We start from the raw sequence: 11,253 nt of genomic DNA, 5'->3' as shown, positions 1-11,253 counted from the left end.
GGCGGTCATGAGGTGGGTGGGTTAGCCCGTTCCCGGTGAGTTACCCATGTTCTTCTGTGCTACTTCGCCTGGAGAATGATGTTCGTCAGGGTGCGGACGCCCACTGCCAGTGCGCGTTCGTCGATGTCGAACGTGGGCTGGTGCAGGTCGAGTTGGTCGCCGGTTCCGGACCAGACGCCGAGGCGGCCCATGGCGCCCGGGACTTCCTCCAGGTACCAGGAGAAGTCCTCGCCGCCGCCGGACTGCGGCGTGTCGGCCAGCGCGTCGGGGCCCATCGCCAGGACGGCGTTCTCGAACATCAGGGTCGAGGTCGGCTCGTTGACCACCGGCGGGACGCCGCGCTTGTAGTTGAGCTGGTAGCGCACGCCGGTCGGGGCGAGCAGGCCGTCGACGATCTCGCGGACCAGGGGTTCCAGCAGCAGCCAGGTGGCGTGGTCGCCGGTGCGAACGGTGCCGGTGAGCATGCCGGTCTGCGGGATGGCGTTGGGCGCCTTGCCCGCGCTCACCGCGCCCCACACCATCACGGTGCTGGTGCGCGGATCGACCCGGCGGCTCAGCAGACCGGGCAGCCCGGTGATCACGGTGCCGATCGCGTAGACCAGATCGCTGGTCAGGTGCGGGCGCGAGGTGTGCCCGCCCGGCGAGTCGAGCACCAGCTCGACGGTGTCGGCGGCCGAGGTGATCGCGCCGGTCCGCAGCCCGACCTTGCCGACCTCGAGCCGCGGATCGCAGTGCAGCGCGAAGATCCGGTCGACACCCTGCATCGCGCCGGCGGCGACGACGTCGATCGCACCGCCCGGCATCACCTCCTCGGCGGGCTGGAACACCAGCCGCACGCCGACCGGCAGCGTGTCCTGCGCCTCGGCGAGCGCGAGCCCGGCGCCGAGCAGCACCGTGGTGTGCGCGTCGTGCCCGCAGGCGTGCGAGACGCCAGGCACGGTCGAGGCGAAGCTCAGCCCGGTGAACTCCTGCATCGGCAGCGCGTCCATATCGGCGCGCAGCGCGATCCGCGGACCGTCGGACGGGCCGAGGTCGCAGGTCAGCCCGGTGCCACCGGGCATCACCTGCCAGGTCAGCCCGGCCTTGCTCAGCCAGCCCGTGACGAACTCGGTGGTGGCGAACTCCGCGCGCGACAGTTCGGGGTTTGCGTGGATGTGCCTGCGCCATTGCACGAGGTCGGCCGTGTGCTCGGCCAGCCATGCGTCGACGATCTCGGTTCCTGACATGTCGATTCGTCCGGCGTCCGGCATGGTCGGACACGCCGCGTTCTCACGCATCATCGAGTGGGCGCCCACGCCCACCGATAGCGCCTCGGCGCCTGCGCGCGCGGTGCCCGAATAGCCGGAAATGCTCACCGAATGTCCTCCTGTCGGTCGACCAGCCGTTGCAACAACCTGTCTCTGTGTACTTCATCGCGTGCTATCGCGACAGCGGTACGCGCCAGCGCCAGCGCGCCGTCGAGTACCGCCCGATCCGCCGAGGCGTTCACCGCGGCCGCGGCGAAGTCCGGCTGATGGGTCACCGCGCCACCGGCATCGATGCCGATCACCGGGTGGATACCGGGGATCACATTGGTGACGTTTCCCATGTCGGTGCTCCCGAGCGGCCGCAGCACCTCGAGCTCGGGTGCGATCGGCACCCTGCCCAATCCGGTGATCTGCGCGCGGTAGACAGCCGAAAGAACCGGATCGGGGGTGAGCTCGGTATAGGTGGGCGCGAGCGTCCGTATGTCGTGGGTGCAGCCGGTTGCCAGGGCGCCCGCCTCGAAACACGCTTTCGCTCGTCGCATCAGGTCGTCGAGTGACGCGGAATCGGCCGCGCGGAGGTAGTACAGCAACTCCGCCCGTCCGGGCACGATGTTGGGGGCTACGCCACCGTCAGCGACTATACCGTGGAGTTGCTGGCCAGGGCGTAAATGCTGCCGTAGCAAGCCGACGGCAACCTGGGTCAGAGTCACCGCGTCGCCCGCGTTGCGGCCGAGCTCGGGCGCGGCGCTGGCGTGGGCCTCGCGGCCGTGGAAGACGATCGACACATCGGCAAGTGCCAGCGAGCGGGCGCCGACGATGTCGGCGGGGCCGGGGTGGACCATCATCGCCATCGCGAGGTCGTCGAAGGCGCCGGCGTCGAGCATGAGCACCTTGCCGCCGCCACTCTCCTCCGCGGGCGTGCCGAGGACGACGACGGTCAGACCCAGCTCATCGGCGACTTCGGCGAGTCCGATGGCGGCGCCGACCGCGGACGCGGCGATGATGTTGTGCCCGCAGGCGTGCCCGATCTCGGGCAGGGCGTCGTATTCGGCGCAGATACCGACGGTCAGCGGGCCGCTGCCGTAGACGGCGCGAAACGCCGTCGGCAGGCCCGCGATGCCGGGGGTGATGCCGAAACCACGCTCGGCCAGCGGCGCGAGGATCTTGGCGACGCTGCGCGTCTCGGCGAACGCGAGCTCAGGTTCGGCGTGGATCGCGTGCGAGAGGGCGATCAGCTCCGCCGACGCCGCGTCGATCGCGGCATCGGACGCGGTGGCCGAGGATTCGCCGGTGCGCGAGAGTGCCATACCCCCAGTCTTGCATTCCGGGGTGTCACCGGCGCACCGGCGAGCGGTCAGTTGCCGAAGGCGAGGTTCTCCGGGGTGACGGGGGTGGCCAGCGCGGCGAGGGTCTCGGCGTGCAGCGCGGTCTTGATGACCGGGGTGATCGGCTTGCGCAGGCTCGTCAGGGCGGCGGCGCGCGCGATGGCGGCGGGCAGCACCTCGTCGGCGTCGGCCTTGGCGTCGGCGATGCCGGCGGCGATGGCCTCGTCGGCGCCGAAGCGGTGGCCGGTGGTCATGGCCTGCACGCACACCTGGTTGCCGAGACGACCCTTCAGCAGGCCGTTCATGCCGATGGTGAAGGGCATGCCGAGGTGCACCTCGGGCAGCGACCAGAAGCCGCGGTCACCGCGCATCACCCGGAAGTCGTGCGAGGAGGCCAGCATCGCGCCAGCGCCGAACGCGTGGCCGTTGACGGCGGCGACCGTCGGCATCGGGAAGGTCAGCAGCCGGGTGTACAGGGTGTGCACGCGGTCCAGGTAACCGTGGATCTTGTCGAGGTTGCCGAACACCCAGTCGGTGTCGAGGCCGTTGCTGTAGAACTTGCCGGTCGCGACGGTGACCAGGGCGGCAGCGCCCTCGGACGCCTCGACCTCGTCGAGTGCGGCGTGGAAGGCATCGATCCAGCCCAGTGAGAAACGGTTCTCGTTGTCGGTCTCACCCTCGTTCCCGAGGTAGAGGACGAACACATCACCGGAGCGCTCCAAATACGGCATGCGGGGAAGAATAACCGCAGCTGGCAGCGTCACCTACTCGCGGGTAGTAACCGCGGACCCGACGCGGGCGCGACCGCGGTCATACACTTGCGCCATGCTTGCCGAACAGGCCGCTCAGGCGATCGCCGAACGTACGGGAGTGCCGCGTCATCGCGTGGCCGTTGTGCTGGGATCGGGGTGGCAGGAGGCAGCGGCCGAGATCGGCGCGCCGCATGCCTCGATCGCCATGCCGGAGTTACCCGGCTTCGGTAAACCCAGCGCGCAGGGCCACGGCGGGATGGTCCATTCGGTGTCGGTGAACGACAACAACGTCCTGCTGCTGATGGGTCGTCAGCATCTGTACGAGGGCTACACGCCCCAGCAGGTGGTGCACCCGGTGACGGCGGCGATCGCGGCGGGCGCCGAGATCGTGCTGCTCACCAATGCCGCGGGCGGGATCAGGCCCGGTCTGCAGGTCGGCGAGCCGGTGCTCATCGCCGACCACCTCAATCTCACCGCCCGCACGCCGCTGGAAGGCGCCCGATTCGTCGACCTGGTCAACGCCTGGGACCCGGAACTGCGCACCCTGGCCAGGGAGATCGACCCCAGCTTGACCGAGGGTGTCTACGCGGGCCTGACCGGTCCGCAGTACGAGACACCGGCCGAGATCCGCATGCTGGCCACGATCGGCGCCGATCTGGTCGGCATGTCGACGGTGCTCGAGGCGATCGAGGCGCGCTCGCGCGGGGCAAGGGTGCTCGGCATCTCGCTGGTCACCAATCTGGCGGCAGGCGTCACCGGTCAGCATCTGTCGCACGCGGAGGTGCTCGCCGAGGGCCAGGCCGCCGCGCCTCGCCTCGGCAAGCTGCTGCGCGGGATCCTGGAGCGCGTGTAGATGCTGCGCTTCGGGACAGCGGGCCTGCGCGGACCGCTGCGCGACGGCCCGGACGGCATGAATGTGACAACGGTGTCGCGGGCGACGGCCGGTGTGGCGGCCTGGCTGCGCGAGCGGTGCCTCGGCGGCGGTGCGGTCGTCGTCGGGCGCGACGCCAGGCATGGGTCGGCCGAGTTCGCCGCCGCGACCGCCGAGATCTTCACGGCGGCAGGCTTTCCGGTGACGCTGCTGCCCGAGCCGGTGCCGACGCCGGTGGTGGCCTTCGCCGTCCGTCAGCTGGGCGCGGTGGCGGGGGTGCAGATCACCGCCTCGCACAATCCGCCCGCCGACAACGGCTACAAGGTGTACCTCGACGGCGGCTCTCAGCTCATCGCGCCCGCCGACACCGAGATCGAGCAGTGCATCGACGCGGTCGTCGAACCTGTTGCGCGGGAATCTGTTTCCCCCTCCGGCGCGGAACTGGTCGACCGCTACCTCGCGCGGGTCGCCGAGCTGCCCGGCATCCTCGGCGGCGAGGGCGAGCGGGCCCCGGTGCGAATCGCGCTGACCCCGCTGCACGGTGTCGGTGGCGAGCTCGCGGTGCGGGCGCTGGCCGCGGCCGGATTCACCGACGTGCACGTCGTCGACGAGCAGTTCGCCCCCGACCCCGACTTCCCCACCGTCGCGTTCCCGAACCCCGAGGAACCCGGCGCGGCCGACCTGCTGCTGGCGCTCGCCGACCGCGTCGACGCCGATCTCGCGATCGCACTCGACCCTGATGCCGACCGCTGCGCCGTCGGCATCCCCGGCCCGCACGGCTGGCGCATGCTGCGCGGCGACGAAACCGGTGTCCTGCTGGCCGATTACGTCCTCAGCACCGCCACCGCAGACCCCCTGGTCGCCACCACCATCGTCTCCTCGCGCCTGCTCTCGAAGCTGGCACCGGCGCGGTCGGCCCGCTACGCCGAAACCCTCACCGGCTTCAAATGGCTGGCCAGGGCGGGCGAAGGCCTCGTCTACGCCTACGAGGAAGCCATCGGCCACTGCGTCGACCCGGCCACCGTCCGCGACAAGGACGGCATCTCCGCCGCGGTCTCGGCCGCCGACCTCGTCGCACTGCTGAAGGCCGACGGCCGCACCTTGCAATCCGAACTCGATTCCTACGCGGTCGAATTCGGCCTGCACGCGGGCGACCAGGTATCCCTGCGCCTCCCCGATCAGGCCGCCGCGAGCACCCTCGCCGCCACCCTGCGCGCGAACCCGCCCAGCGAAATCGCGGGCACCCCGGTGAAATTCACCGACCAGGCCCAGGTCCGCGGCCGCATGCGCACCGACGCCTTGATCTTCGACGCCGACGATTTCCGCATCGTCGTCCGCCCGTCGGGCACCGAACCGAAACTCAAGTGCTACCTGGAGGTCTTCGCCCCGGTCCCCGACACCACCGCCCTCCCGCAGGCACGGACCACCGCCACCCACCGGCTCGCCGAGCTGGCCGCCTACTGCCGGTCCCTCGGCGACCGCTGAGAATTCAGCGCGGGCCGAACTGGCGGTCGCCCGCGTCGCCGAGGCCGGGGACGATGTAGGCGTACTCGTTGAGTTTCTCGTCGATGGTGGCGGTGACCAGGCGGACCGGCAGGCCCGAGTCCGCCAGGGCGGCAACGCCTTCGGGGGCGGCGACGACGCAGACCGCAGTGATGTCGGTGGCGCCGCGGGCGACCAGGAGTTCGAGGGTGTAGCGCATCGAGCCGCCGGTGGCGAGCATCGGGTCGAGCACGAAGACGGGCAGGCCGGTCAGGTCGGCGGGCAGCGATTCCAGGTAGGGCACGGGCTGGTGGGTTTCCTCGTCGCGGGCGATGCCGACGAAGCCGACTCTGGCCTGGGGCACGAGTTCGGCGGCGGCGTAGACCATGCCGAGGCCGGCGCGCAGCACCGGAACGAGCAGCGGCGGGGCGGCGAGGCGGACGCCCTCGGTGACCGCCACCGGCGTGTCGATCGCTTCCCGCACCACCGGCGCGTCACGGAGCGCCTCGTACATGAGAATGCCGGTGAGGTCGCGCAATGCGGTGCGGAAGGCGGCGTTGTCGGTGCGGACGTCCCGCATGATGCTCAGCAGGGTCGCGGCGAGCGGATGGTCGACAGTGTCGGTGCGCATGAAAAAACGATAGGGTCGCCAAGCGCTCCGGGGTACGACCGCTGGGGATAATTTTTTGCGGTCGTTGGAACCGAATGCGGCCCCGGTGCGTCGAAGCAAGTGAGTGACATACTCTGCCCGGGAACTCGAGGATTGGGGGAAGTTCGATGCGAAAGATGTCGGCCGATGCCGAAGGTATCGTCGCCTATAGCGCGACCGCCGAGGTCATGGCCACCGACTTGGCAACGGCGGCAGCTGGTTCGGTCGCCTCCGATCCCACTCTCCTCGGTCCGATCATGGGCTTGATCGGCGGCGATTTCGTCACCGCCTACGCGGCGGCGCACGCGGGCCATGTGGCCGCGATCGGCCAGCTGTCGGCGGTCATGGCGAGCATGGGCGTGGCCACCGCGAGCGCGGCCACCACCCTCGTCGACACCGACCAGAACAACGCGGCCCCGCTCACTTCGGCCGCCGGCGACATGGGTGTCGAGGCATGATCGACGTCAGCGGATTGGCCCAACCGCTCCTCGACCTGCTGTCCAGCTTCGGCACCGGCGTGCTCGGCACCGGCGGCGCGTCCGACGGCCTGCGCTCGACCTCGACCAATCTCGACCAGATCTACGATCTCGGCCGCAACGCCATCAACAACGTGAACACCGCGTGGGACGGCATGGCGGTCGACGCGGCCACCTCCAAGGCGCTGCGCGTGCAGACCTCATCGGCCTCCCTGTCCGATACGGGCAACGAGATGGCGACGGTGCTCGATCAGGCCGCGGCCTACGTGGAGACCGGGCAGAAGGACCTCGACGCCGTCGTGAACTCCTTCCTCAGCGATGTGTCCGCGCTCAGTCCCACCCTCGGCACCCCTGTGGGTCTGGCCGCCGTGGTGAGTTCGGCGATCGACCACATCGGTCAGGGCCTCGGCGTCGTCAGCCGGGTGCAAGACGAGCTGAGCACCCAGACCGCGTCGATCCAGGAACTCACCCCAGCCCCGTCGAGCACCTCGCTGGCGAGCGTGTCCTCGGGCGCGACCAGCCTCGCGTCGTCGGCCTCCAGCCTGCTGTCCGGAACCGGCGGTTCGGTGCTCAGCGCCGTCTCCTCCGGCTTGTCGAGCGCACTGAGCAGCACGTCGAGCGGCTCGAAGTCGGCGACCAGCGGCACCAACAACAACGGCGGCAAGACCTCGACGGGGTCGTCGTCCGGATCGTCGACGGGATCCGACGGAACCGGCGTCAAGATCACCCTGCCCGACGGCAGCACCGTCGAGGCGCCCAACGAGGAGGCCGCGACCGCGGTCCGCTCAGCGATCAGCGCGGTCGGCACCCCGTACGTGTGGGGTGGCAACACCCCGGGCTCCGGCATCGACTGCAGCGGGCTCACCAAGTACGCCTATGGCGAGGCCGGGGTCGAGCTGCCCCGGCTCGCGCAGGAACAGCACATCGGACATCCTCAGGTATCCCCCGGTGACCTGCAGCCTGGCGATCTGGCCGTGTGGGACGGTCACGTCGCCATGGTGGTCGGCAACGGGCAGCTCGTCGAGGCAGGCGACCCGGTCTCGATCAGTGACATCCGAACGGAGAACATTGGCATGGAGTTCTACGGCTTCTACAGGCCCACCGCATGACCGGCACGCCGATCCCCGAGGTTCCCAATGTGGAGTCCGCGGTCAGCAGCAACCGGTCGGGCACGATCTCGGTCCGCGCGACCAGCATGGGCCTGCCGATCGCGATCAAGTTCGAGCGCAGCGAATACCAGTACGGTGCGCAGGCGCTCGCCGATGAGATCCTGCGCCTGACCCGGCGCTCGACCATCGCGGCCGCGGCCCGCCTGCGCGAGATCTACAGCGAACAGGCGCAGATCCCGGACGAGCTGCTCGACCGGATGAACCTGCCCACCCGGCGCCAGGCGGTCGACGAGCTCGATCGCATCGACGACGCCGACACCGGTCAGACGAGTTGGATGAGGCCACTGTGAGTGCGGAAATGGATGCCCTGGTCGCCGGTGTCACCGGCAAGCTCGAGGCGCTGGAGGCGGCGCTGTACGGGTTGAAGCAGGTCAACGGGCGATTCACCACCGAGGACGGACTGGTCACCGCCGAGGTGAACAGCGACGGCGCCCTTGTCGCGTTGTCCCTGGACGAGGGGATCACCGCGCTGGCGCCCACCGAGGCAGCGCAGCTGATCCTGACGGCGTGCAAACAGGCCACCGAGAGCGCCGGTACGGCACGTTCCAACATCATTGCGACACTGAACGAATCGCTCACCGGGCCCGCGCCGCAGGGGTCTGAGCAATTAGCACCCGGGCCGGATAGTGCCCGGCGCTGAAGGTCGATAGGCTTCGCGTCATGGCTTCTGGAGACATCGTCCCGATCGAGCTCGGTCTGACCGATGGCGATCTCGTCACCCTGTGGGCACCGCGCTGGCGCGACGGTGACGACGAGTGGGAGGCGTTCCTCGGTCACGAGGACGACCTCTACGGTTTCGAGTCCGTTGCGGAGCTGGCGGCGTTCATCCGCACCAACACCGACAACGACCTCGTCGACCACCCCGCCTGGGCGATCATCGCCGGGCTCTCGGCCGCGGAATTGGAGCCGGAGGAGAACTTCAGCTTCGATCTGGTCGCCGTGCCCGAGCTCGCCGCGGGCGATCCGGACGTCGATGTCGTCGGCGAGCTCGAGGACACCCTGGCGATGGTGCGCAACATCGGCGAGGTGTGCGAGCTCGATGTGGTGACCAAGTTCTTCGGGTCCAACCCGGTGCTCGGCGCGCTGGTCAGCGGGGCGAACACGTTCGCAGGCCGCGACGGCGAGGAGCTGTGGGATCAGGTCGGCGCCGCGATCGTCAAGGGCTGGGACGACGTGCTCGACGCGATCGACAGCGTCGTCAGCACGCCCGAGGTCGACGCGGCCGCGGTCGCTGTCGCCGAGGCCGAGCTGCTGGCCGCCGAGGAGAACGTGGTCGACGCCGACGACGTCGCCGAGGAGGACGAGGAGTTCGAGAACGTCGACCTCGACGCCGAGGACGACGAAGACGAGGACGAGTCGTTCTGGCACGAGGTCGGCATCGACCCGGTCAAGATCGTCACCTCCGACGGCGAGCAGTACACCCTGCGCTGCTACCTCGACGACGAACCGATCTTCCTCGGCAACGGCCGCACCATCACCGTGTTCGGTTCGGAGCGCGCGCTGGCCCGCTACCTGGCCGACGATCACGAGCACGAGCTCGCCCGCGTCTCCACCTTCGCCGAGGTGCAGACCGCGGCGGTCGACGGTTCGCTCGAGGTCGAGGTGACCGACGAGAACGTCTACGTGCTCACCGGTCTGGTCGACGATCTGGCCGAGGGCCCGGAAGCGGTCGACGTCGAACAGCTCGACCTGGCCGTCGAACTGTTCAGCGACGCCGCCGACTACGCCGACGACGACAGCGTGGAACAGGCGCTGGCACCGTCGACCCCGCTCGGCTGGTACATCTCCTACCTGCTCAACCCCGACCCGAACCGGATGGCGCCGAACCCGCCGTTCGCCGCCGAGGCACAGCAGTTCCGTGACCTGCAGCGCACGTTCGAGGCGAGACTCACCCAGGAATAGAGCTCGAAGGAACAGGGGCGGCGCCGATCCGGCGCCGCCCCTGTTCTCGTTTTCAACCGAGCAGAACCGCGTACCCCGGTTTGATCACCTCGTCGATGGTCTTGAGCCGGTCGGGGAACGGGATGAATGCCGACTTCATGGCATTGATGGTGAAGCGCTCCAGATCGCTCCAGCCGTAGCCGAAGGTGTCGACCAGTTTGAGCATCTCCTCGCTCATGCTGGTGTCGCTCATCAGCCGGTTGTCGGTGTTGACGGTGACCCGGAAACGCAGGCGGGCGAGCAGGTCGAACGGATGCTTGTCCAGCGAGGGCACGGCGCCGGTCTGCACATTCGACGACGGACACAGTTCCAGCGGAACCCGCATGTCGCGCACATAGTTGGCGACCAGGCCGAGCTGAGCGTCCTCGATGTTGCCGGGCACGGTGATGTCGTCGGTGATGCGAACGCCGTGGCCGAGCCGATCACAGCCGCAGAACGCGAGCGCCTCGTGGATGGAGGGCAGGCCGAACGCCTCGCCCGCGTGAATCGTGAAGTGCGCGTGGTTGGCTCGCAGATATTCGAAGGCGTCGAGGTGCCGGGTGGGCGGGAAACCCGCCTCGGCGCCCGCGATGTCGAAGCCGCCGACGCCACGATCCCGGAACCGCACCGTCAGCTCGGCGATCTCCCTCGACCTGGCCGCGTGCCGCATCGCCGTGAGCAGACACGTCACCCGGATGATGTTGCCCTGTTCCGCGGCGATCGCCTCACCCTCACGGAACCCCTCCAGGGTGTGCTCGACGACCTCGTCGAGGGTCAGCCCCTTCTCCAGGTGCTGCTCGGGCGCGAACCGCACCTCGGCATAGACAACACCGTCGGCGGCGAGGTCGATCGCGCACTCGCGCGCCACCCGCCGCAGCCCCTCCGGTGTCTGCATCACGGCGACCGTGTGGTCGAAGGTTTCCAGATACCGCTCGAGCGATCCGCTGTCGGCGGCGTCACGGAACCACGCCCCCAAACTCTCGGCGTCGTCGGCGGGCAATTCGTCGTAGCCGCAGTCCGCGGCGAGCTCTAGCACCGTCGCGGGCCGCAGACCACCATCGAGGTGATCGTGCAGCAAAGCCTTCGGTGCGCGTCGGATCGAAGCAAGGTCAAGGGGCGCCGGTCCAGTCATGTAAGAACGGTAGCCGCACTCGCCGATCCCGGCAGCGAACTTCCCGCGTGGCAACCATCTCGTTGATTACCCGACCCACAACGGACTAGAACGGGCCACCCGCAGTGCACACGATGCGACCACCACGACTTAAGACCGCCATGACCGCACTCCCAGCCCCGCACGACCCGACCTCGAGGAGGGTCCGGCCGCGCAGCGGCCGGTTCGCGGCCGTCCCGCCGATGAGAGGC

12 protein-coding genes are annotated in these 11,253 nt (G+C 69.3%); 7 read left to right on the top strand and 5 right to left on the bottom strand.

Translation table 11 applies throughout. The features are described from left to right. Positions 1 to 59 precede the first annotated feature (59 nt). The 3 genes from ACWF82_RS34035 to ACWF82_RS34025 all read right to left on the bottom strand — a co-directional run bounded on the left by ACWF82_RS34035 (position 60) and on the right by ACWF82_RS34025 (position 3,303). Positions 60 to 1,226, bottom strand: coding sequence for a M20 family metallopeptidase (locus ACWF82_RS34035; RefSeq protein WP_452507674.1), 1,167 nt, complete (start codon positions 1,224 to 1,226; stop codon positions 60 to 62). Between the two features lie 125 nt (positions 1,227 to 1,351). Beyond that, a complete protein-coding gene (locus ACWF82_RS34030) occupies positions 1,352 to 2,554 on the bottom strand; it encodes a M20 family metallopeptidase (protein WP_452507673.1) in 1,203 nt (400 codons plus the stop codon). Between the two features lie 47 nt (positions 2,555 to 2,601). Next, positions 2,602 to 3,303: an enoyl-CoA hydratase-related protein gene (locus tag ACWF82_RS34025; protein WP_452507672.1), complete on the bottom strand. Its 702-nt coding sequence runs from the start codon at positions 3,301 to 3,303 to the stop codon at positions 2,602 to 2,604. Positions 3,304 to 3,397: 94 nt separating this feature from the next. On the opposite strand from ACWF82_RS34025, the gene ACWF82_RS34020 reads away from it, so the two are divergent. Next, entirely contained in the window at positions 3,398 to 4,177 is a 780-nt protein-coding gene (locus tag ACWF82_RS34020; RefSeq protein WP_452507671.1) for a purine-nucleoside phosphorylase, read from the top strand. Further along, complete coding sequence (locus tag ACWF82_RS34015) at positions 4,178 to 5,680, top strand: phospho-sugar mutase (RefSeq protein WP_452507670.1); 1,503 nt, start codon at positions 4,178 to 4,180, stop codon at positions 5,678 to 5,680. It abuts the gene before it with no gap. A 4-nt stretch (positions 5,681 to 5,684) separates the two neighbouring features. On the opposite strand, the gene upp is transcribed toward ACWF82_RS34015, so the two are convergent. Continuing rightward, the gene (gene upp / locus ACWF82_RS34010; protein WP_452507669.1) at positions 5,685 to 6,308 is read right to left on the bottom strand and encodes a uracil phosphoribosyltransferase; all 624 of its coding nucleotides are present in this window, start codon (positions 6,306 to 6,308) and stop codon (positions 5,685 to 5,687) included. 146 nt (positions 6,309 to 6,454) lie between these two features. Between upp and ACWF82_RS34005 the strand changes: the two genes are divergently transcribed. Genes ACWF82_RS34005 through ACWF82_RS33985 form a run of 5 tightly spaced genes read left to right on the top strand, consistent with a single transcriptional unit; the run spans position 6,455 to position 9,873 of the window. Further along, complete coding sequence (locus ACWF82_RS34005) at positions 6,455 to 6,784, top strand: type VII secretion target (RefSeq protein WP_452507668.1); 330 nt, start codon at positions 6,455 to 6,457, stop codon at positions 6,782 to 6,784. Beyond that, positions 6,781 to 7,911 carry a C40 family peptidase gene (locus tag ACWF82_RS34000; protein ID WP_452507667.1) on the top strand — a complete coding sequence of 377 codons (1,131 nt, stop codon included), beginning with the start codon at positions 6,781 to 6,783 and terminating at the stop codon, positions 7,909 to 7,911. The genes ACWF82_RS34005 and ACWF82_RS34000 overlap by 4 nt, the downstream gene beginning before the upstream one ends. After that, positions 7,908 to 8,261 (top strand): hypothetical protein, encoded by a 354-nt coding sequence (locus ACWF82_RS33995; RefSeq protein ID WP_452507666.1) that lies wholly within the window; start codon positions 7,908 to 7,910, stop codon positions 8,259 to 8,261. Before ACWF82_RS34000 ends, ACWF82_RS33995 begins: the two co-directional genes overlap by 4 nt. After that, positions 8,258 to 8,611: a YbaB/EbfC family nucleoid-associated protein gene (locus tag ACWF82_RS33990; protein WP_452507665.1), complete on the top strand. Its 354-nt coding sequence runs from the start codon at positions 8,258 to 8,260 to the stop codon at positions 8,609 to 8,611. The genes ACWF82_RS33995 and ACWF82_RS33990 overlap by 4 nt, the downstream gene beginning before the upstream one ends. 20 nt (positions 8,612 to 8,631) lie before the next feature. Then, positions 8,632 to 9,873 (top strand): primosomal protein, encoded by a 1,242-nt coding sequence (locus ACWF82_RS33985; protein ID WP_452507664.1) that lies wholly within the window; start codon positions 8,632 to 8,634, stop codon positions 9,871 to 9,873. Between the two features lie 52 nt (positions 9,874 to 9,925). On the opposite strand, the gene ACWF82_RS33980 is transcribed toward ACWF82_RS33985, so the two are convergent. Further along, positions 9,926 to 11,023 (bottom strand): adenosine deaminase, encoded by a 1,098-nt coding sequence (locus tag ACWF82_RS33980; RefSeq protein WP_452507663.1) that lies wholly within the window; start codon positions 11,021 to 11,023, stop codon positions 9,926 to 9,928. Positions 11,024 to 11,253 lie beyond the last annotated feature (230 nt).

It is taken from the genome of Nocardia sp. NPDC055053 (genome assembly GCF_053608285.1).
The sequence above is the reverse complement of the archived record's forward strand: the minus strand, read 5'-3'. Positions and strand labels throughout refer to the sequence as shown.

What these genes read in the sequence shown, in the direction of transcription:
- ACWF82_RS33980 (WP_452507663.1), bottom strand. Translation starts at nt 11,023, where the DNA reads ATGACTGGACCGGCGCCCCTTGACCTTGCTTCGATCCGACGCGCACCG.
- ACWF82_RS34000 (WP_452507667.1), top strand. Translation starts at nt 6,781, where the DNA reads ATGATCGACGTCAGCGGATTGGCCCAACCGCTCCTCGACCTGCTGTCC.
- ACWF82_RS34020 (WP_452507671.1), top strand. Translation starts at nt 3,398, where the DNA reads ATGCTTGCCGAACAGGCCGCTCAGGCGATCGCCGAACGTACGGGAGTG.
- ACWF82_RS34030 (WP_452507673.1), bottom strand. Translation starts at nt 2,554, where the DNA reads ATGGCACTCTCGCGCACCGGCGAATCCTCGGCCACCGCGTCCGATGCC.
- upp (WP_452507669.1), bottom strand. Translation starts at nt 6,308, where the DNA reads ATGCGCACCGACACTGTCGACCATCCGCTCGCCGCGACCCTGCTGAGC.
- ACWF82_RS33985 (WP_452507664.1), top strand. Translation starts at nt 8,632, where the DNA reads ATGGCTTCTGGAGACATCGTCCCGATCGAGCTCGGTCTGACCGATGGC.
- ACWF82_RS34025 (WP_452507672.1), bottom strand. Translation starts at nt 3,303, where the DNA reads ATGCCGTATTTGGAGCGCTCCGGTGATGTGTTCGTCCTCTACCTCGGG.
- ACWF82_RS34005 (WP_452507668.1), top strand. Translation starts at nt 6,455, where the DNA reads ATGCGAAAGATGTCGGCCGATGCCGAAGGTATCGTCGCCTATAGCGCG.
- ACWF82_RS34035 (WP_452507674.1), bottom strand. Translation starts at nt 1,226, where the DNA reads ATGTCAGGAACCGAGATCGTCGACGCATGGCTGGCCGAGCACACGGCC.
- ACWF82_RS34015 (WP_452507670.1), top strand. Translation starts at nt 4,178, where the DNA reads ATGCTGCGCTTCGGGACAGCGGGCCTGCGCGGACCGCTGCGCGACGGC.
- ACWF82_RS33995 (WP_452507666.1), top strand. Translation starts at nt 7,908, where the DNA reads ATGACCGGCACGCCGATCCCCGAGGTTCCCAATGTGGAGTCCGCGGTC.